Here is a 20,276-nt window from a genome sequence, read left to right as displayed (position 1 = left end):
CTAGTCGCGACGGACCGTCAGGACCCCGGGGAGTGAGCGGCGACACGGCGTGGCGCCCGCCACAGCAGCGTCCCGGCCTGCGGGGACGCTGCTGCGGTCACCCGTCCGCACGCCCTGCACGCAGGTCCGCGAGCATCTCGTCGACCAGCGACTCCTGCGCGAACCCGGCCGCGACGAACACGCCGCCCCAGTACCGCCGCTCCGGGCCCGACAGCCCGACCCGCTCCCAGCCGGCGAACTCGTCGGGGGTGTCGTCGGCGTCGTCGGTGTCCTCGTCCTCCTCGTCGACGCCGGACAGGACGTCGTCGTGCAGGGTCTCCACGTCGGCGTCGTCGACCAGCCCCAGCCGCTCCGCCAGCACGAGTCGCACGTCGGTGAGGGCACCGGCGAACTCCTGCGCCGACTCGCGCGGCACGACGACCTCCGCGCCCGCCCGCGGGTCGTCCGGCAGCTCGTCCGGGGACTCGATCGCGTCGGCGAACGCCAGGAGGCGCGCAACCTTGCCAGCGGCGAGGTCCGTCTGGGTCAGGTGCCGGAACTCGGTGGCGACGTCGGCGTCCTCGTCGTGCGCGTCGGGCAGCAGGCGCTGCACCGCCGGGTCCTGCGGCACCCGTGCCACGCCCGTGAACGCGACGCCGTCACCGACCTCGATGCCCGGCTCCAGCCCCGACTCGGCGCGCACCAGCTCCGCGACGTCGCGCGCGACGCGGCCGAGCACCTCCCGCTCGACGTCCTCCCACCGGGCGACGTAGCCCGCCGGCGCGGACCGGAACGGCGTCACGCGGCGCCTCCTGCCGCGCCGCCCTCGACGCCGCCGTCGGACGCACCCGACTGCCGCAGCGTGGCCCACAGCCCGAACCCGTGCATGGCCTGCACGTCCACCTCCATGCGCTCGCGCGGGCCGGACGACACGACGGCGCGCCCGTCGTGGTGCACCTGCATCATCAGCTTCTGCGCCTTCGCCGGCGGGTAGCCGAAATAGCTCTCGAAGACGTAGCTCACGTACGACATGAGGTTCACCGGGTCGTTCCACACGATCGTCACCCACGGGTCGGCGACGGCCGTCGCCGCGTCGGTCCGCGTCTCGCGCTCCACCTCGGTCGCCGCGACCGCGGTCGCCGCCGTCGTCGTCTGCCCGTTCACCCGCCCAGCCTAGGCGCAGCCGAGCCGTGGGCGTCGACCGTCCGGCAGGCGGGCCACGCCCTGCCGGATCCGCGCGTGCCCCCTACCGTGTCCCCATGACCGACGAGCCCCGGGGCGGCGCCGCCCCGTCGCTGCACGCCGTCCCGGCGGCCCCCCTCCCGTCCGTCCGCCCGTCGGTCGCCCTGCTCACGGACCGCTACGAGCTGACGATGCTGCAGGCCGCCCTCGCCGACGGCACCGCGCACCGGCACTGCGTCTTCGAGGTGTTCACCCGGCGGCTGCCCGCCGGCCGGCGCTACGGGGTGCTCGCGGGCACCGGCCGCATCCTGGAGGCGCTCGCTCACTTCCGCTTCGGGGACGCCGAGCTGACCTACCTCGAGCGGGCCGGCGTGGTGGACGCCCGCACCCTCGACTTCCTGCGCGGCTACCGGTTCACCGGCTCGATCCAGGGGTACGCCGAGGGCGAGATCTTCTTCCCCGGCTCTCCCGTGCTGCAGGTCGAGGGCACGTTCGCCGAGGCGGTGCTCCTCGAGACCCTGATCCTGTCGATCCTCAACTACGACTCCGCGATCGCCTCCGCCGCGTCGCGCATGACGAGCGCCGCGGTGGACCGCCCGGTGCTCGAGATGGGCTCGCGGCGGGCGCACGAGCAGGCCGCCGTCGCGGCCGCACGCGCTGCCGTCGTGGGCGGGTTCGCCGGCACGTCGAACCTCGAGGCGGGCATGCGCTACGGGGTCGACACGATCGGCACGGCCGCGCACTCGTTCACCCTCCTGCACGACGACGAGCGGTCGGCGTTCGACTCCCAGGTCGCGTCCCTCGGCACCGGGACCACGCTGCTGGTCGACACGTACGACGTGCGGCGCGGCGTCGAGAACGCGATCGCCGCCGCCGGGACGTCGCTGGGCGCCGTCCGTCTCGACTCGGGCGACCTCGGCGTCCTCGCGGTCGAGGTGCGCCGCCAGCTCGACGAGCTCGGCGCCACCGGTACGAAGATCGTCGTGACGTCCGACCTGGACGAGCACGCGATCGCCGGGCTCGCCGCGATGCCGGTGGACGTCTACGGCGTGGGCACCTCGCTCGTCACCGGGTCGGGCGCGCCCACCTGCGGCATGGTCTACAAGCTCGTCGCGCGCGCCGACGCCTCGGGGGTGCTGCAGCCGGTCGCGAAGGCGTCCGCGCACAAGACGAGCCAGGGCGGCCGCAAGGGCGCGGCGCGGCGCTTCGGGTCCGACGGCCGAGCCGTCGAGGAGGTGCTCGTCACCGGGCCGGACGACCTCGTCGTGGCCTGGTCGCCCGAGGACGGTGGCGCCCCGGACGACCGGCCGTCGGACGGCGAGCAACCCGACCTGCGCCGCCTCCTGGTCCCGCTCGTCGTGGACGGCGCCGTCGACTCCCGCTGGGTGGGCGCCTACGGCGTGCAGAACGCGGCCCGGCACCATCTGCAGGCGCGCGCCGAGCTGCCGCGCGGCGGGCGACGGCTCTCGGCCGGGGACCCCGCGATCCCCACCGTGGACCTCGTGCTGCGCTGAAGGTGGGGTGGGGCTATCGCTTCCCGACGAACCAGCCCCGCACCATCTCGACGCGCGCGGTGAGCTGCTCGGCGGTGGCGAGCGGCACCTCGGGGCCGCCGCACCGACGGCGCAGCTCGTTGTGCACCGACCCGTGCGGCGTGCTGCTCTTGCGGGCCCAGGCCGAGACCAGCTTGGACAGCTCCTTGCGCAGGTCGGCGGCCCGGCGGTGCTCCGCCTCCGACTGCTCGAGCGCGGCCTCGGACGCCGTGGCGCCGCCCCGCCCGCGCACCTGCTGCGCCTGCCGCTGCCGCAGCAGCGTGGTCACCTGGTCGGCCTCGAGCAGCCCCGGAAGGCCGAGGAAGTCGAGCTCTTCGGCGGAGCCGACGTCCGCGCCGGTGCCGAACTCGCCGCCGTCGAAGAGCACGCGGTCGAACGACGCCTGCGCCTCGAGCGCCTCGAACGAGCCGAGGAGCTCGCCCGACGCCTTCTCCTCCCGATTGGCAGCCGCGAGCAGCTCCGCCTCCGGGTCGTACTCGATGCCCTGCTCCTCGGCCGTCTTCGGCCGGTCCAGCGCGTGGTCCCGCTCGAGCTCCATGCCGTTGGCCAGCTCGAGCAGCAGCGGCACGCTCGGCAGGAAGACCGACGCCGTCTCGCCCCGCTTGCGGGCGCGCACGAACCGGCCCACCGCCTGCGCGAAGAACAGCGGGGTGGAGGTGCTGGTGGCGTACACGCCGACCGCCAGACGCGGCACGTCCACGCCCTCGGACACCATGCGCACGGCCACCATCCACCGCGAGTCGCTCTGGGCGAACTCGTCGATGCGGGCGCTCGCGCCGTCGTCGTCGGACAGCACGACCGTCGGGCTCTGCCCGGTGAGGCGCGCCAGGTGCCCGGCGTAGGCCCGCGCGTCCGTCTGGTCCGTCGCGATGACGAGCCCTCCCGCGTCGGGGACGGCGCGGCGCATCTCGGTCAGCCGCTTGTCCGCACCGGCGAGCACCGACGGGATCCACTCGCCGTTCGGGTCCAGCGCGGTGCGCCACGCCTGGCCGTGCATGTCCTTCGTCATCGCCTCGCCGAGGCGGGCGCTGACCTCGTCGCCGGCCTTGGTGCGCCAGCGCATGTTGCCCGAGTAGGTCATGAACAGCACGGGCCGCACGACGTGGTCGCGCAGCGCGTCGCCGTAGCCGTAGGTGTAGTCCGCCTTGGACCGGCGGATGCCCTCGCGGTCCTCCTCGTAGGTGACGAACGGGATCGGCGCCGTGTCCGACCGGAACGGCGTGCCCGTCAGCGCGAGCCGCTTGGTCGCGTCCTCGAACGCCTCCCGGACGGCTTCGCCCCAGCTCAGGGCGTCGCCGCCGTGGTGCACCTCGTCGAGGATGACGAGCGTGCGGGCCGCCTCCGTGCGGGCGCGGTGCAGCGCCGGCTTGGCCGCGACCTGCGCGTACGTCAGGGCGACGCCGTCGTAGTGCGAGCCGTGCCTGCCCTGGCTGTTCTTGAACGACGGGTCGATCCGGATGCCGACACGCGCGGCGGCGTCCGCCCACTGGTGCTTGAGGTGCTCCGTGGGTGCCACGACGGTCACGCGCCGCACGATCCCGGCCTCGAGCAGCTCGGTGGCGACGCGGAGCGCGAACGTCGTCTTGCCGGCGCCCGGCGTCGCGACCGCGAGGAAGTCGCGCGGGTCGCGCTGCCGGTACAGCTCCAGGGCCTCCGCCTGCCAGGCACGAAGGTTGGATGCGGTGCCCCACGGGGCCCGGCGCGGGAACGCCGGGCTGAGGTGCGACGCCGCCGACGACGACGGCGACTGCGGCAGCGGCAGCGGCTTGGCCGGCTCCGCCGCGGCTTCGAAGAGATCGGGGGTGGACTCGGGCTCGGGAAGCGGCTGGGCGCTCACTTGCCGGAGTCGCCCTCGCCGCCCTCGCCGTCCTGCGGGTCGCGCAGGCCGTCGTAGATCTCCTTGCAGACCGGGCACACGGGGAACTTCGCCGGGTCGCGACCCGGCACCCACACCTTGCCGCAGAGCGCGATCACGGGCTTGCCCGACAGGGCCGACTCCATGATCTTCTCCTTGCGCACGTAGTGCGCGAAGCGCTCGTGGTCGCCCGGCTCCGCCGCCTGCTCGCGGGTGTCCGGACGCTCCAGCACGCTGGTGCCGGCCCCGGTGTCCTGCGAGGGGTCGGCGGGCGGGGTGGAGAGGGGATCGCTCATGCCGGGCAGTCTACGACGGACCCCCCGACGCTCCGCGGCCACGACCGCCCCCGTGGCGCGGATCCGGGCACGGATCACAGGCCCTGCCAGCCGGGCTTGCTGGTGAACGTCTGGCGGTAGTAGTCGCCGAGCTGCAGGCGCGAGGCCGCCGCGTCGTCGACCAGCACCGTGGCGTGCGGGTGCAGCTGCATCACCGTGCCCGGCCACATCGCGGAGATCGGCCCCTCGACGAGCTGGTGCACGGCCTCGGCCTTCTGCCGCCCGGTCGCGAGCAGCACCAGGTGGCGCGCCTGCATGATCGTGCCCAGGCCCTGGGTGAGGCAGTGCGTCGGCACCTGCTCCACGTCGTCGTCGAAGAACCGCGCGTTGTCCACCCGGGTCTGGGCGGTGAGGGTCTTGATCCGGGTGCGCGACGCGAGCGACGACCCGGGCTCGTTGAACGCGATGTGGCCGTCCGTGCCGATCCCCAGGATCTGCAGGTCCACGCCACCGGCGTCCGTGATCGCCTGCTCGTACGCGGAGCACGCCGCGGGGATGTCCGCGGCCAGGCCGTCGGGCCCGAGGACCTGGTCGGCCGGCCACGCGACGCGCGAGGCGATCTCCGTCTCGATCACGTTGCGGTACCGCTGGGGGTGCTCGGCGGGCAGCCCCACGTACTCGTCCAGCATGAACCCGCGGGCACGGGCGAACGACAGGCCCTCCTCGCGGTGGCGGCGCGCCAGCTCGTCGTACACCTTCAGCGGGCTCGAGCCGGTGGCCAGGCCGAGCACGACGGCGGGGTCACGGCGCAGCAGCGCCTCGATCGCGTCGGCCGCGAGCACGGCCAGCTCCTCGGCGGGGGCGATCACGACTTCCATGCGGGGCTCCAGTCTCTCGGGGGATCGGGTCCATCATCCCCGTGGTCGTGCGTCGGGCGCGTCAGTCCTCGGCTGTCGCCGGGGTGTTGAGCATCGGCGTGAGGCGGGCGTCGAACTCCTCGGCGAGCGTCGCGACGTCGCCGCCGTCGGAGATCCGGCCGAAGAGCTCCTCGTAGACGCCGGCGTCCTCGATCGAGGCCCAGCCGGGCGCCGCCGGCGTGAGCTTCGAGGCGGCGGCCGTGCGGACCATCAGGCGGCCGAACTTGTCGGCCTTCATCAGCTCCTGCGCCTCGGCGTTCGCCGGCCCGAGCCCGCTGCCGGCGAGCCTCTCCTGGAACTCGTCGGAGAAGACGACGCGCAGCACGTCCTCGGCCAGCTCGGGGCTCGGCGACGTGGCGGAGACCGCGATGTTCGACCCGCCCGCGAAGACCGGGGCCGGGCCCCCGTCCACGCCCGGCAGCGCGAAGATGTCGAACGTGTCGCCGTCCTTCATCCCGTCGCGCACCAGCTCGCCCTCGTCGTTGCGCTCGAGGTGGCCGATCGACCAGCGCGCCCAGGCGGGCGCCATGATCGTGGCCGCCGCGGGCGGAGCCTCCTCCACGCCGTCGTTGAGGAAGTCCCAGTACGAGACGTCCTTCTCGGTGGACGGCAGGTACGACGCGTTCTCGTACACGTCCTGCCACATCTCGAGGCCCTCGACGGTCCTCGGGTCCGACAGGGTCGACACCCAGCGGTCGCCCTCCTTCACCGCGAGCTCGCCGCCGTTCGCGAACACCCAGGAGACGCCGTTGCGCCAGTCCTGGCCGCCCATCGCGAACCCGGCGTGGTCGTCGTCGGTCAGCGCCTTGACCGTCTCGCCGAACTCGGCCAGCGTCGTCGGCTTGTCGAACCCGGCGGCAGCCCACAGGTCCTTGCGGTAGAAGACGTAGCGCGAGCCGAAGTAGTAGGGCAGCGCGTAGTGGCGGCCGTCGACCGACCCCGCCTCGACGAACGAAGGCAGCAGCGCGTCGCCGCCCAGCTCCTCGAACAGCTCCGGCGAGATCTCGCGGAACGCGCCGGAGGTGGTGAACGTCGGCGACTGGGTGTTCCCGACCTCGACGACGTCCGGCGTGGTGGCGGGGTCGTCCAGCGCCTCGGTGAGGTTCTCGACGAGGTCGCCCCACTCCTGCTGCTCGATCGTGAGGGTCGCGCCCGGGTGCTCGTCCTCGAACGTCTGCACCAGGTACTCGCGCAGCTCGGGCGTGGTGTCCGTGCCGACCAACCACATCGTGAGGTCCTGGTCGGGACCCGACCGCTCCGCGCCGGCGCCCGGCGTGGAGCACCCCGCCAGCGCGAGCACGAGCAGACCGGTGGCCGCCCCTGCCCGACGTCGGGTCACGACGCCACCCCGTTCACCGGTGCCGGGCCGGCGACCGTGCGCCCGACGACGGCGGCGCCCACGGCGCCCACGGGCACGCGGCCCGGCGCGAGGCGGACCCGGTCGGCCAGGTGCAGCGAGCCGAGGAATCCGGAGGACCGCGACTCCCGCGTCAGGGCGGCGCGCACGGCGTCGAGCAGCGGGTCGCCGAGCTGGGCCACCCCGCCGCCCAGCACCACGTGCTGGACGTCGACCGTGAGCACCAGCATGCGCACGGCCGCGGCGACGGCCGACGCGTAGGCGTCGCGCACCTCGACGGCCGCGGGCACGCCACGGGCTGCCGCCTCGAACAGCTCGACGGGCGCCGGGCGGCCCGTGTCGGTGGGCCACAGCCGGGCCACCGCCGTGCCCGACGCGTACAGCTCGAGGCAGCCGCGCTGACCGCACGGGCACACGGGGCCGCCCGGGTCGACCGGCACGTGCCCGATCTCGCCCGCGGCGCCGCCGAACCCGCGCCGGAGCTCGCCGTCGAGCACGAGGCCCGCGGCCAGCCCGGTGCCGAGCGCGAGGAACGCGAGGTCCACGCTGCCCCGCGGCGTGCCCGTCGCGGTGGCCTCCAGGTGCGCGGCGCCGAGCGCCGCCACGTTCAGGTCGTTCTCCAGGCCCACGGGGACGCCGCCGAGCTCTTCGCCGAGCAGCCGGGCGAGCGCCAGCGGCGACGCGTCCACGCCGACGTTCACGGCGTGGCGCACGGTGCCCGCGGCGGGGTCGACGAGGCCAGGCATGCCGACGCCCACGCCGGCGACCTCGGAGACGTCGACCCCGGCCTGTCGGGCGACGCCGCGCACGGCGCGTGCCGCGCCCGCCACCACGCCGGCCGGACCCCGCTCGGTGGCCAGCCGTGCCTGCGCCACGGTGGCGCCGGCCGCGTCGAGCAGGACGGCGAGCGTCTTGGTGCCGCCGATGTCGAGCCCGACGGTCGGTCCGGTCGGGCGACCCGTCACCCTCGTTGTGCCGTCGTCCACGTCAGCCCTTCACCGCCCCGGAGACCAGACCGGACGTCATCCGGCCCTGCACGAAGAGGAAGAAGACGATGACCGGCACCGCGATGAGCGTCGAGGCCGCCATGACCTCGCCCCAGTCGATGCCGCGGTTCGCCGAGGCGGACAGGAAGCTGCGCAGCCAGATCGGCAGCGTCTGGTGGTCCTCGGCGGGCAGGATCACGAGCGCCGTCGTGAACTCGTTCCACGCCTGGAGGAACGCGTACACGCCCGAGGCGACGAGGCCCGGCGCGAGCAGCGGGAACGTGATCCGCAGGAACGCCTTGGTGCGCGAGAGCCCGTCGACCATGGCCGCCTCCTCGAGCTCCGCCGGGACGCCCGCGACGAAGCCGCGCAGCATCCAGATCGTGAACGGCACCAGCATCGCGGCGTACAGGATCGAGATACCGAGCACGGAGTTGAGGCCGAGCACGGGCGCGCTCTCCCCCACTGTCGAGAGCATCTTGTACTGCGCGATGAACAGGCCCTCGGCGGGCAGCATCTGGATGAACAGCACCGCCAGCACGAAGCCGGTCCGGCCGCGGAAGCGCCAGCGGCTGATGGCGAGCGCCGCGAGGAACGCGAACGCCAGGACGACCACGATCGTCACGCCCGTGATCATCAGGCTCATCCGCAGCGCCCCGCCGAACCCCGAGCCCGTCAGCACGCTGCCGAAGTTCGAGAGCGTGAAGTGCGTGGGCAGGAAGCTCGGGGTGCTCGCCCGGAGGCGGGCGTCCGGCGTCACGGCCGACAGCAGCATCCAGTAGACGGGGAACGCCCACACGAGGGAGAGCACGATCCCCAGCGCCCCCAGCAGGATCTTGCCGACCCGCGGCCGCGGGCGGCGCGCGTCCGGGCGGACGTCGCGCACCACGGGCGCGGCGGACGGCCGCGCGGTCTCGGTCGCGGTACTCATGCGGCGTCCTCCTTCATGAGGCTGCGCACGTACGGCGCGGCGAGCAGCACCGTGAGCAGCAGGACGAAGATGGAGACGGCGGCGGCGCCGGAGAAGTCCTGGCTGCCGATGCCGAGCTCGTAGATGAAGTTGCCCAGCAGGTTCGTCTCCGAGATCGGGGCCCCGGCGTCCTGCAGCAGGCGGATCTGCGCGAACACGCGCAGGTCCCAGATGATCTGCAGCAGCAGCACGATGGCGAGCACCGGGCGCACCAGCGGCAGCAGGATGTGGCGCAGGATCTGCGCGGGGCGGGCCCCGTCGAGCCGGGCGGCCTCGAGGACCTCCTCGGAGACCTGCGTGAGACCGGCGTACAGGGACATGGCCACGAACGGCACGGACATCCACACGATGACCACGGTCGCGACCAGGAAGAACGTCAGCGGCTGGGCGAGCCAGGCGTAGCCCTGGTACTGCTCGAACCCCATCTGCACGAGCAGCCAGTTCACGACGCCCGCACGGTAGTCGAAGAGCCACCGGAAGACGGTCACCGCGGCCACGAGCGGCGTCGCCCAGGCCAGGAGCAGCACGACCTGCATGGTGACGCGGACGGCGGCGTGCACCGCCTTCATGAGGAGCGCGAGGCCGAGACCGATCGCCACGGTGAGGAACGCGTTCACGAGGCAGAAGAGCACGGAGCGCCCGACGACCGTCCACAGCCGCTCGTCGGAGAAGATGCGCGCGTAGTTGTCCAGGCCGGCGAAGGTCGGGGGCGCGCCGAACTGCTGCATCATCCCGTATTCCTGCAGCGAGGTCACGACCTGCCAGTACACGGGGTACCCGAGGCCGACCAGCAGGACCAGCACGGCGGGGATCAGCAGGAGGTAGGGGGTGGCCGGCGTGCGCCGACGGCGGATCGCGATGGCGGGCGCGGGCGTCGCGGCGGTCATGCGGTCCTCCTTCCCGGGGGTCGTGGGTGACGGGCGGAGCGGTGGCGCTGGTGGGGGGACCAGCGAGGGGCACCGCTCCGCCCGTCAGGGGGTGGGGCGTGAGGGGGTCAGCCCGCCTGGCCGTTGAGCATCGGCGTGAGCTTCTCGTCGTACTGCTTGGCGAGAGCCGTCACGTCACCGCCCTCGGCGATCTTCTGGAAGAGCTCCTCGTAGACGGAGGCGCCCTCCACGGCGGCCCAGCCGGGCGCGGCCGGGGTCAGCTTCGACGCCTCGGCCGTCTCGACGGCGACCTCGCCGAACTTGTCGACCTCCATGAGCTTGTTGAAGTCGGTGTTGGCCGGCCCCAGGCCCGCCTCGGCGAGCTGGGTCTGGTACTCGTCCGAGTACACGATCCGCAGCAGGTTCTCCGCGAGCTCCGGGTGCTGCGACTTCGCCGACACGGCAAGGTTCGAGCCACCGGCGAACACGGGGGCGACGCCGCCGTCGACGCCGGGCAGGGCGAAGATGTCGAACTTCTTGTCGTCGACCATGCCGTCCCGCACCTCCTTGCCGTCGTCGCCCTTCGTCATGTCACCGATCGACCAGCGGGCCCAGCCCGGCGCCATGATCGTCGCGCCCTGGGGTGCAGCGCCGTCGGTGCCGTCGTTGATGAAGTCCCAGTACGCCTCGTCCTTCGCCGTCGGCGGGAGGTTCGAGGCGCCCTCGAACACGTCCTGCCACTGCTCGAGGCCCTTGACCGTGTTCGGGTCGGACAGCGTGGAGGTCCACTGCTCGCCGTCCTTGACGGCGAGCTCGCCGCCGTTCGCGAACACCCAGGAGATGCCGTTGCGCCAGTCCTGGCCGCCCATCGCGAAGCCGGACTGCTTCTTGGAGGTGAGCTCCTTGACCGAGTCGCCGAACTCCTCCAGCGTCGTGGGGACCTCGAGGCCGGCCTTCGACCAGATGTCCTTGCGGAAGAACATGTAGCGCGAGCCGTAGTAGTACGGCAGCGCGTACTTGGTCTCGTCGATCGAGCCGGCCTCGACGAACGACTGCAGCAGCTTGTCGCCGCCCAGCTCGTCGTACAGCTCGGGCGAGACCTCGCGGAACGCGCCCGCGTAGGTGAACGTCGGGGCCTGCGTGTTGCCGATCTCGACGACGTCGGGGGTGTTCGCGGCGTCGGGCAGCGCGGTCGTGAGCTTCGTGACCAGGTCGGTCCAGTCCTGCTCCTCGATCGTCAGCGTCGAGCCGGGGTTCTCCTCGGCGAACGTGTCGACGAGGTACTTCCGCAGGTCGTCGTTGGTGTCCGCACCGGCGAGCCACAGGGTGATGTCGCCGGCCTCGGGGGAGGCGCCGGTCTCGCCGCTCCCCTCGTCGGCGGCGGGCGCGCACGCGGCGAGCGCGAGCGCCAGGGTCAGGCTCGTCGCCACGCCGGTGGCGACGACACGGGTCCTCTTCACTGGGGATTCCTCTCGGTCTGAGCAGAGCGGCGCCAGGATCGGCGCCCGCGGTGGTGGTCGTCGTTCAGGGGGTCAGGAGACCCCGAGCTGGGCGGCCAGCACCAGGACGGCCGCCCCGGCGAGGACGACGTCCTCGTCGAGCGTGGCCATCCGGAGCCGCAGGCCGACGGCGGTGGCCGGCATCGTGCGGTCGGTCAGGGTCTGCAGGGCGGCGGTGCGCAGCGCGCCGTCGAGCAGGTCGGCGGGGCCGCTGAGCAGCACCTCGCCGAGGTTGAGGGCGCCCACGACGGGCGCGAGCGCCGTGCCGAGGGTGCGGCCGACGCCCGCCAGGGCCTCGTCCGCGGCGGCCGGGTCCAGGCCCGCGACGGCGCGGCGCAGCGCCGGGGCGGCGAGCACGGTCTCGAGGCAGCCGCGGCGGCCGCACGCGCAGAGCTCGCCGTCGTCCACCACGGTGACGTGCCCGAGCTCGCCCGCGGCGTCGACGGCACCGTGCACGCGCGACCCGTCGACCATGACGCCAGCCCCCACGCCCTGCCCGACGGTGAGCACGAGCATCGAGTCGGCGGCACCGCCGTAGGTGTACTCGCCGAGCGCCGCGGAGTTCGCGTCGTTGGCGACGTGCACGGGCAGCGCGAGGCGGTCGGTGAGGATCGCGGCGAGCGGCAGGTCGGTCCACTGGCGGTTCGGCGCCTCGATCACGCGGCCGGAGTCGTCGACGACGCCGGGAGAGCCGACACCGACACCGATGACAGGGCGCGTGGCCGCGGAGATCAGGGTGCGCGCGAAGCGCGTGAGCAGGCCCACGAGCTCGTCGCCGACCTGTCCCGCCACCGGCAGGGAGCGGCGCACCACGGCCTCGCCGGTGAGCGTCATGACGGCGCCCCGCATCACGGCGTCGTCCGACAGGTCGACGGCCACGATCTGGTAGGCGTCGGTGCGCATGCCCACGAGGATGGCCGGCTTGCCAACGCGGCGGCCGGGTTGCACGCCCAGCTCCTCGACCAGGCCCTCGGCGAGGAGGACGTTCACGAGGTCGGAGATCGTCACGCGGGTCAGCGAGGTCGCGCGGGCCAGGTCGGCCCGGGACGTCGGGCCCTCGTGGAACAGGTGCTGGAGCACCAGGGCACGGTTGTGCGCCCGGGCGTGCTCGGGGAGCACCTTGGAGGTGGCTCGCAGGCCGGCACCCAGACCTCGTCGTGCTGTGCGCGTCGTCGGCGTGGACATGTTTGTTAGTACAGCGTCTTAACTAGCTCTCTGTCAATCCGCCGCGGACCCGGGACGTCAGGCGTGACCGGATCGTGACGGTCGGCCGGCGTCGGCCAAGGTCACGGTCACGGCACGGTCGGATCACGATCCTGCGGACGGGCCCGAGCAGGGCACCACCCCGCCCTACGCTCTGAGCCATGCCTGCCACCCAGCGCCGGGAACCGACCCGCCGCGCACCCGTCGTCGCGGCTCTGGTCACGGCCCTCCTGTTGGTCGTGACGGCCTGTTCGTCGGGCGGCGACGGCGCGGGCGCCGAGTCGTCGGCGGTGGGGACGGACAGCGCGGGCGCGGCCGCGGACGTCGGCGCGGAGCAGGCCGACGCGGCGCTCGCGGAGGGTGCCGAAGAGCCCGGTGCCGCCGCGGCGCGCGAGGTCGTCACCACCGGCAGCGCGACGGTCGTCGCCGACGACCCGGCGGCGGCCGCGACCCGGCTCGCACGGCTCGTGGAGGAGGCCGGCGGCCGCGTCGAACGGCGCTCCGAGACCGCCGCCACGGACGACACGCCCGGGTCGGCCTCGATGACCGTGCGGCTGCCCTCCGACCGGATGACCGGCGCCGTGGAGGCGCTGGACACGCTCGGCACCGTCGAGGACGTCGACGTGCAGAGCACGGACGTGACGGGCGAGGGCCAGGACCTCGACGCCCGGATCGCGGCACTGACCACCTCCACCGACCGGCTCCGCGAGCTCATGACGACGGCCGGGAGCACGGAGGACCTGCTCCAGGTGGAGCAGGAGCTGTCCGACCGCCAGGCCGACCTCGACGCGCTGACCGCCCAGCGCCAGCGCCTGTCCGACCAGGTGGCGATGTCCACGCTCGACGTCTCGATCGTCCCCGAGCCGGTAGCCGCCGCCCAGTCGCGCGGCGGCTTCCTCGGCGGGCTCGCGTCGGGCTGGGGCGCCCTGGTCACGACGGTGCAGACGGTCGTCCTCGTCGTCGGCGTGCTGCTCCCCTGGCTCGCACTCGCCGGGTTCGGGTACCTCGGCTACCGCTGGCTGCGCCGTCGCACGCGGCCGTCCGCCGACGCGACGGGCGGGTCGGCCGGCGGCTCCCCCGACGGCTCGGACGACCCGGGCCCGGACGGGCCGGGCGCACCGTCGCCGGCCCCGCTGCCGTCCGAGCCCGAGGACTCCTCCGAGCCGGTACCCGCGGGGCGCTGACGCCGCGCCCGGGCCGCTACTCGCCCGGCTCCGCGCCGTCGCGCCCCTCGACCCAGCCGCCCATCCCGGCCCAGCCGGCGGTCGCGCGCTCGGCGGCGAGGTCGCGCGGGTAGCCCGCCACGCCAGGACGGCGCTGCCAGGGCCGCGGCCCGTCGAGCGGGCGGTACTCGACGCCCGCGGCGTCGAGCCGCGCCAGGTGCGCCTCGCGCAGGCGCCGGTCGAACCCCGACGCCGCCGGGTTCCAGACCGCCTCCGCGAACGCGACGAGGCGGGGGAACGCCGCGTAGTCGAGGCGTCGCACGGAGTCGAGGTGCTCGCTCCACACCTGTGCCTGGGCCCCCAGCAGCGTGCCGGGCAGGTCGGCCGCCAGCTCGGGACGCACGGCCAGGAGCCCCGCGGGCAGCGGCTCGAACGCGCGGACGTCGTCCACGGTGCGCGCGAACCCGACGGGCACCGGCTCGTCGTCGCCCTCGGCAGCACGATGGTCGAGGTACACCTCCTGCTCGGGCGCCATCACGACGTCGTGCCCGGCCGCGAGCGCGTCCGCGGCGACGGTGTGCCCGCGCCAGCAGGTCACGACGACGTCGCGCGGCAGGTCGGGGCCGAACGCCTCGTCCCAGACGACGGCGCGGCGGCCCTTCGAGCGCAGGTGGTCCGCGAGTCGGGAGAGGAACCAGCCGTGCAGCCGGGTGACGTCCCCCTCGCCGTCCGGACCGACGAGGCCGAGCGCGGCGGCACGCGCGACGATGTCCGGCCGCTCGCGCCAGGCGGTCGTGGGCACCTCGTCGCCGCCGAGGGCGACGAACGGCGAGTCGAACACGTCGCACACCTCGTCCAGGACGCCGGCGAAGAAGTCGACGGCCGCGGGCGACGGGTCGATCACGTCCTCGCTGATGCCCCAGGTGGTGCGCACCTCGTGCGCCCCGGGCCGCGCGGCCAGCTCCGGGTACGCAGTGAGGAGCGCCTGCACGTGCCCCGGCGACCCGATCTCGGGCACGACGGTCACGCCGCGCTCGCGCGCGTAGGCCACGATCTCTCGCAGGTCGTCCCGCGTGTAGTACCCGCCGTGCGGCCGCCCGTCGTAGCGCTCCGCGCGCCAGGTGCCGACACCCGACTCGCGTCGCCACGACCCGGCTTGCGTGAGCCGCGGGTACCGCTGGACCTCGATCCGCCACCCCTGGTCGTCGGTGAGGTGGAGCTGCAGCACGTTGAGGTGGTGGGCCGCCGCGAGGTCCACGAAGCGCAGCACGTCCGCCTTCGGCAGGAAGTGCCGGGCGACGTCGAGCAGCACACCGCGCCAGCCGAACCGCGGTCCGTCCTCGACGGTCACGACCGGCAGCGCGAGCGGCGCGCTGCCCGCGCGTCGGAACGCCTGCGGGCCCGCGAGCTGGCGCAGCGTCTGCGCGCCCGCGAGGGCGCCCGCGCCGTCCGTCGCGGCGACGTGCACGAGCGCGTGCCCGCCCCGGTCGGCGACGGTCAGCCGGTAGCCGCCGACGGGGACTGCCGGGTCACGGACGAACGTCACGTCCGCCGCGCCGCCCGGCTCTGCGGGCACCAGGTCGACGCCGAAGGCGTCCTCGCTCGCCCGCCGCCACCACCGCGCTGCGGGGCGCATGCCCGGGTCGGCGGCGACCCGGGCGCCGTCGGGCAGGACGACCTCGCCCCCGCCCTCGTGCAGAGAGGCGGGGGCGGGGACGACGTCGGTGGCGTGCGGCATGGGCGCCACCCTAGTGAACGGTCGCGCGGGACCGTCAGGCGGTGTGCGGCACGACGACGGCGCGCCCGGCCACCTTCCCGGCCTCCAGGTCGCGGTAGGCGTCCAGCGCCTGGTCGAGCGAGTAGCGCTGCACCTGCGGCGTGATCTGCCCCGCGCGGTACATCGCCACGACCTCGTGGAGGTCCTCGATCGTGCCCCAGTAGGTGTTCGTGATCGTGGCCTCGTAGGGGTTGGCGAAGAACGACCACTCGGCGGTCCCGCCCGCGATCCCGACGACGGTGAGCCGGCCCTGGCGGGCCATCGACGCCTGCGCCGTGCGGATCGTCGGGGTGGCCCCCACGAAGTCGAACGCGGCGTCGACGCCCCTGCCGCCGGTGATCGCGCGGATCGCCTCGACCTGCCCCTCACCGCCCGGCACCGTCACGGCACCGTTCGCGGCCGCCCGCTCCATCGCCTCGGGCTTGGTGTCGGTGGCGATCACGGTGGCGCCGGTGAGCGCGGTGAGGATCTGCACCGCGACCTGGCCGAGCCCGCCGAGCCCGATCACGAGGGCGAACTTGCCGCCGCCCGCCAGGTTCGGCAGCGCCAGCTTGATCGCGTGGTACGGGGTGAGACCCGCGTCGCTCAGGGGCGCGGCAGCCACCGGGTCGGCGTCGCCGAGCGGGACGAGGTTGCGCACCGGCACGCGCACGTACTCGGCCATACCGCCGTCACGACCGATGCCGGTCGCGAGGTAGGGCATGCTCGCCACGTTCTCGCAGTAGGTGTCCTGGCCACGGGAGCAGGCCGCGCAGCGGCCGCAGCCGATCGGGCCGTACACGAGGTAGGCGTCGCCCACCTGCACGCCGTCGACCCCCTGGCCGAGCTCCTCGACCCAGCCCGACACCTCGTGCCCGAGCACGAACGGGGGGTTCTGGGCCCCGGGCGCACCGGCGGTGAACTCGCGGTAGATGCTCACGTCGGAGTGGCACGCACCCGAGCCGGCGACCTTGAGGAGGACCTCGCCCGGCCCCGGCGTCGGTCGGTCGACCTCCTTCAGCTCCGGGAAGGTCTGGAAGTTCTCGAACACGACGGCGCGCACAGCGGTGCCTCTCTCCTCGGCGGATGTCAGGACGGTCCGCCCGGCGGCGAATCGTTCACTTTTCAACAGTACGCTCGACGGGTGCATGCTCCGGGCATCCGACCGACGTGGCCTTCGCCACCCGCCGGGCCCCCGGGCGGGCACGACAAAGGCCCCGCCGGCTCGTGGCCGGCGGGGCCTTGTCGTGGGGTGGAGCTGCCGGGAATCGAACCCGGGTCCGGTGGCGCCTTTCGAGGACTTCTCCGGGCGCAGTCTGCTGTGCTTTTCTCGGCCCCCGCACTCACGCAGACAAGGTGCGGACGGGCCCAGTCACCTAGGTGTCCCCGCCGCCCCGGTGACGAGGGCGGCGAGCAGTGGCTCTCTAGATGACGTGAGCTACCGGGTCGAGAGCAATCCCGGGCTCACGGACTTCGAGACTCGCTCAGGCGGCGAGGGCGAAGTCGGTGCGCTTGTTATCGGCACCTATAGGTTTGCAGGCAAGCGTTCACGAGATGAGCCTGCATCCTCGGCCCGCTTCTCCTCGAAGCACGACCACCGTCGAAACCGATCAGCCCCTATGCATTTTTCAAACCGGGTCTGCCGACCCTGCCGGCGAGGGTGACCCCGCGCCGACGTCCTTCAGTCTAGAGGATCAACCGCCCCGGGCGCGTCGTTATTTCCGCACGGGTCCGCGGCCGCTGCCCGTTCAGCCCAGCAGCTCCTGGTGCCGGATGGCGCGCTGCGCCTCGCGCATGTCCTGCTGCTCGCGCAGGGTCTGCCGCTTGTCGTACTCCTTCTTGCCGCGCGCCAGGGCGATCTCGACCTTGGCGCGGCCGTCCAGGAAGTACAGGCTCAGCGGGATCAGGGTGTGCCCCTTCTCGCGCGACTTCACGCCGAGCCGGTCGATCTCCTCGCGGTGCAGCAGCAGCTTGCGCTTGCGCCGCGGCGAGTGGTTGTTCCAGGTGCCCTGGAAGTACTCGGGGATGTGCACGTTCTCGAGCCAGGCCTCCCCGTGGTCGATCACGGCGTACCCGTCGAGCAGCGACGCGCGCCCCATCCGGAGCGCCTTGACCTCCGTGCCGGACAGGACGATCCCGGCCTCGACGACGTCCTCGATCACGTAGTCGTGGCGGGCCTTCTTGTTGTTCGCCACGATCGCGCGCGGATCGCCCTGCTTCTTCTTGGCGCCACCCTTGGCCCTGGACATGCTCTCCTCCTCCCGGCATCGCGGACTCGCGACGACCCAGGATACGGGAGCGCGCCCGTGCGGCCAGGGCTTTTCCGCGCTCCGCGGACGTCAGTTCAGCCAGCCGCCCATCGGGTCCGTCGTGCTGCCGTTCACGTACACCTCGAAGTGCAGGTGGCACGCCGCCGAGGTCCCGGTGGAGCCTGAGTACCCGATGATCTCGCCCTTGCCGACCTTCTCGCCCACGCCCACGGTGTCGTAGCTCAGGTGCAGGTACCGGGACATCACGTTGTCCCCCTGGTACGACCCGTGATTGATGAGCACGTTGTTGCCGCCGCCGGACGTGTAGTGCGCCTGCTCGACGTACCCGCTCTGCGCGGCGTAGACCGGCGTGCCGCAGTACGTGCGGATGTCCGTGCCGGCGTGCAGCCGCCAGTAGTGCAGCGTCGGGTGGAACCGCATCCCGTACGAGCTGGTCACGACGTGGTAGTTCGTCGGCCAGCCGAGGAACGGGCCGGAGGACGACGAACCGCCGCCACCGCCACCGCCACCGCCGGAGCCGCCGTCGTTGCTGGAACCGCCTCCGCCTCCGCCGCCGCTGGTGTTGCTGCGGCGCTCGGCGGCCGCCTTCTTGCGCGCCGCTTCCTCGGCCTTGCGGCGCTCCTCGGCGATCCGGGCGTCGCGGGCCTTCTGCTTGGCGATGATGTCCTTGATCTGCGACTCGAGGCTCGTCTGCGCCTGCTCGTTCGCCTTGAGCTCTTCGAGCGCGTTGGCCTTCTGCGCCTCGATCGACGCCTTGAGCTTGCGCTGCTGGCTGATGAGGCGCTCCACCTCGGCCTTGCGGTCCGCCGCCTGGCGCTGCGCCTTCTCCGCCGCCACCACGTTCGCGTCGGCCTCGCGCTTGAGGTCCGCGATGGCCGACCGGATCGCCTCCAGGCGCGCCTGCTGGTTGCGCGCCACCGCCTCGGCGTCCTGCAGGTCGGTCAGCGTGCGGGCCTGGCTGCGCGCCGCGGACGACGACACGGCGAACTCCTCGAGGAAGTCCTCGGTGGACTGCGCGCCCGTGACGATGCCGAGCGTGCTGGTGTCGTCGCCGTTGCGGTACGCCTGGCGCGCCATCTGCACGACGTCGGCGCGCGCCGCCTCGACCTTGCCCTTGCCGGCGGCGATCTCACCGGCGACGGAGGACTCCTCGGCCTCGGCGTCCGACAGCCGCTGCGCGAGGATCGCGGCCTTGCGCCGCGCCTCCTCGAGCGCCGCCTCCGCGGCGGCGAGCTCGGCCTGCGCCACCGGCAGCCGGCCCTCCACCTCGTTGAGGTCCAGGACCGCCTGGCGGTACTTGGCGTTCGTGTCCTCGAGCTCCTCCTGGAGGCCGTCGCGCTCGCGCTCCTTCGCGCGCTGCTTCGCCTCCGCGGCGGCGCGCTGGTCGTCGATGTCGTCCGCCGCCGCGGTGCGTGCGGACACGCTTGCGGACACGGTCGCCGACGTCGTCGCCCCGCCCAGCACCAGCACCGCGACCACCAGGCCGCCCAGCACGCGTCGTCCGACGCCGTCCGTCGTCGTCATCTGCGATCTCACACCCTCGTGTACCGGTTGAGCGTCACCACGGACGACACCACCGCCAGGAGCACGGCGATGCCGATGAGCAGCGGTGCGATGAGGAGGACGTCGCCCACGTCCACGTACGCCACCCAGTCGACGGAGTCCTGGAGCCAGTCCGTCACCAGGTACTGCACGGCGAGCCAGAGCCCGCCCACGGCGAGCAGCGCGCCCACCAGCGCGGCGATCGCGCCCTCCAGCATGAACGGCAGCTGCACGAACAGGTTCGACGCGCCGACCAGGCGCATGATGCCGGTCTCCCGGCGCCGCGACACCGCGGACAGCCGGATGGTCGTCGTGATCAGCAGCACCGCGGCCAGCAGCATGACGCCCGCGAGCCCGGCCGCCAGCAGGGACGCGCGCCCGAGCGCGAGGAACAGCGGTTCGAAGACCTCGCGCTGGTCCTCCACGACCTCGACGCCCGAGCGGCCCTCGAGCACGTCGTCGACCACCTGGTACTGCTCGGGGTCGACGAGCTTGAGCCGGAACGACGACTGCATGTCGTCCTCGGTGAGCTGGGTGCCCTGGTACCCGTCGGGGTAGAGCTGGGTGAACGCCTCGAACGCGTCCGCCTTGCTCTCGAAGTACGTGGTGGCGACGACGTCGGACAGCTCGGTGTCGATCACGTTCTCGAGCGTGTCGACCTGCTCCTCGGTGGCCTCGCCGTCCGCGCACGTCGGCGCGGTGGAACCCGTCGGGCAGAGGAAGACCGAGACCTCGACGAGGTCGTACCAGTCCCCCTTGAGCTTGGTGACCTGCGTCTGCAGCAGCGCGGCCGCGCCCACGAAGGTCAGGGACACGAAGGTCACGAGGACGACCGAGATCACCATCGACAGGTTGCGCCGCAGGCCCTGGAGGACCTCGGTGAGGACGAACTGGAGCCGCACG

Annotated in this window: 18 protein-coding genes and 1 other RNA gene; 2 read left to right on the top strand and 17 right to left on the bottom strand. The window is 73.4% G+C overall.

Annotated features, from left to right (window positions below; all coding sequences use genetic code 11):
* Window positions 1–97: 97 nt before the first annotated feature.
* Both B5Y66_RS18230 and clpS read right to left on the bottom strand, forming a co-directional pair.
* Window positions 98–781 (bottom strand): DUF2017 family protein, encoded by a 684-nt coding sequence (locus B5Y66_RS18230; protein WP_176168925.1) that lies wholly within the window; start codon window positions 779–781, stop codon window positions 98–100.
* Window positions 778–1,095, bottom strand: coding sequence for an ATP-dependent Clp protease adapter ClpS (clpS, locus tag B5Y66_RS18225; RefSeq protein ID WP_217700859.1), 318 nt, complete (start codon window positions 1,093–1,095; stop codon window positions 778–780). The genes B5Y66_RS18230 and clpS overlap by 4 nt, the downstream gene beginning before the upstream one ends.
* A gap of 143 nt (window positions 1,096–1,238) precedes the next feature.
* Here clpS and B5Y66_RS18220 point away from each other — a divergent pair, with 143 nt between their 5' ends.
* Entirely contained in the window at window positions 1,239–2,675 is a 1,437-nt protein-coding gene (locus B5Y66_RS18220; protein ID WP_079576052.1) for a nicotinate phosphoribosyltransferase, read from the top strand.
* Between the two features lie 13 nt (window positions 2,676–2,688).
* Here B5Y66_RS18220 and B5Y66_RS18215 read toward each other — a convergent pair whose 3' ends face one another.
* The 9 genes from B5Y66_RS18215 to B5Y66_RS18175 all read right to left on the bottom strand — a co-directional run bounded on the left by B5Y66_RS18215 (window position 2,689) and on the right by B5Y66_RS18175 (window position 12,624).
* Window positions 2,689–4,470, bottom strand: coding sequence for a DEAD/DEAH box helicase (locus B5Y66_RS18215; protein ID WP_245807237.1), 1,782 nt, complete (start codon window positions 4,468–4,470; stop codon window positions 2,689–2,691).
* Window positions 4,471–4,547: 77 nt separating this feature from the next.
* Window positions 4,548–4,865, bottom strand: coding sequence for a DUF3039 domain-containing protein (locus B5Y66_RS18210; protein ID WP_079576050.1), 318 nt, complete (start codon window positions 4,863–4,865; stop codon window positions 4,548–4,550).
* Between the two features lie 74 nt (window positions 4,866–4,939).
* On the bottom strand, window positions 4,940–5,722 hold the full coding sequence (gene nagB / locus B5Y66_RS18205; RefSeq protein ID WP_079576049.1) for a glucosamine-6-phosphate deaminase: 783 nt from the start codon (window positions 5,720–5,722) through the stop codon (window positions 4,940–4,942).
* Between the two features lie 61 nt (window positions 5,723–5,783).
* Window positions 5,784–7,100, bottom strand: a complete 1,317-nt coding sequence (locus tag B5Y66_RS18200) for an extracellular solute-binding protein (RefSeq protein ID WP_245807208.1) — start codon at window positions 7,098–7,100, stop codon at window positions 5,784–5,786.
* Complete coding sequence (locus B5Y66_RS18195) at window positions 7,097–8,104, bottom strand: ROK family protein (RefSeq protein ID WP_079576048.1); 1,008 nt, start codon at window positions 8,102–8,104, stop codon at window positions 7,097–7,099. Before B5Y66_RS18195 ends, B5Y66_RS18200 begins: the two co-directional genes overlap by 4 nt.
* Window position 8,105: 1 nt before the next feature.
* Complete coding sequence (locus tag B5Y66_RS18190; protein ID WP_079576047.1) at window positions 8,106–9,035, bottom strand: carbohydrate ABC transporter permease; 930 nt, start codon at window positions 9,033–9,035, stop codon at window positions 8,106–8,108.
* Window positions 9,032–9,961, bottom strand: coding sequence for a carbohydrate ABC transporter permease (locus B5Y66_RS18185; protein ID WP_079576046.1), 930 nt, complete (start codon window positions 9,959–9,961; stop codon window positions 9,032–9,034). Before B5Y66_RS18185 ends, B5Y66_RS18190 begins: the two co-directional genes overlap by 4 nt.
* A gap of 107 nt (window positions 9,962–10,068) precedes the next feature.
* Window positions 10,069–11,400 (bottom strand): extracellular solute-binding protein, encoded by a 1,332-nt coding sequence (locus B5Y66_RS18180; RefSeq protein WP_079576045.1) that lies wholly within the window; start codon window positions 11,398–11,400, stop codon window positions 10,069–10,071.
* Window positions 11,401–11,472: 72 nt separating this feature from the next.
* Window positions 11,473–12,624, bottom strand: coding sequence for an ROK family transcriptional regulator (locus B5Y66_RS18175; RefSeq protein ID WP_079576044.1), 1,152 nt, complete (start codon window positions 12,622–12,624; stop codon window positions 11,473–11,475).
* Window positions 12,625–12,803: 179 nt separating this feature from the next.
* Between B5Y66_RS18175 and B5Y66_RS18170 the strand changes: the two genes are divergently transcribed.
* The gene (locus tag B5Y66_RS18170; protein ID WP_079576043.1) at window positions 12,804–13,826 is read left to right on the top strand and encodes a DUF4349 domain-containing protein; all 1,023 of its coding nucleotides are present in this window, start codon (window positions 12,804–12,806) and stop codon (window positions 13,824–13,826) included.
* A gap of 16 nt (window positions 13,827–13,842) precedes the next feature.
* Here the strand turns inward: B5Y66_RS18170 and B5Y66_RS18165 are convergent, their stop codons facing one another.
* The 6 genes from B5Y66_RS18165 to ftsX all read right to left on the bottom strand — a co-directional run bounded on the left by B5Y66_RS18165 (window position 13,843) and on the right by ftsX (window position 20,275).
* On the bottom strand, window positions 13,843–15,543 hold the full coding sequence (locus tag B5Y66_RS18165; RefSeq protein WP_079576042.1) for a beta-N-acetylhexosaminidase: 1,701 nt from the start codon (window positions 15,541–15,543) through the stop codon (window positions 13,843–13,845).
* A gap of 34 nt (window positions 15,544–15,577) precedes the next feature.
* Window positions 15,578–16,624, bottom strand: a complete 1,047-nt coding sequence (locus tag B5Y66_RS18160; protein WP_079576041.1) for an NAD(P)-dependent alcohol dehydrogenase — start codon at window positions 16,622–16,624, stop codon at window positions 15,578–15,580.
* 187 nt (window positions 16,625–16,811) lie between these two features.
* Window positions 16,812–17,179: a transfer-messenger RNA gene (gene ssrA, locus B5Y66_RS18155) on the bottom strand.
* Between the two features lie 130 nt (window positions 17,180–17,309).
* Window positions 17,310–17,810 (bottom strand): SsrA-binding protein SmpB, encoded by a 501-nt coding sequence (gene smpB / locus B5Y66_RS18150; protein ID WP_079576040.1) that lies wholly within the window; start codon window positions 17,808–17,810, stop codon window positions 17,310–17,312.
* Window positions 17,811–17,900: 90 nt separating this feature from the next.
* The gene (locus B5Y66_RS18145; protein ID WP_079576039.1) at window positions 17,901–19,355 is read right to left on the bottom strand and encodes a M23 family metallopeptidase; all 1,455 of its coding nucleotides are present in this window, start codon (window positions 19,353–19,355) and stop codon (window positions 17,901–17,903) included.
* An 8-nt stretch (window positions 19,356–19,363) separates the two neighbouring features.
* Window positions 19,364–20,275, bottom strand: a complete 912-nt coding sequence (ftsX, locus tag B5Y66_RS18140) for a permease-like cell division protein FtsX (protein ID WP_079576038.1) — start codon at window positions 20,273–20,275, stop codon at window positions 19,364–19,366.
* Window position 20,276: the final 1 nt, after the last annotated feature.

The sequence above is a fragment of the Krasilnikoviella flava genome (assembly GCF_900167525.1).
Classification (GTDB): Bacteria; Actinomycetota; Actinomycetes; order Actinomycetales; family Cellulomonadaceae; genus Isoptericola; species Isoptericola flavus.
Note: the sequence above shows the minus strand (reverse complement) of the source record. Positions and strands in the feature narration are given on the sequence as shown.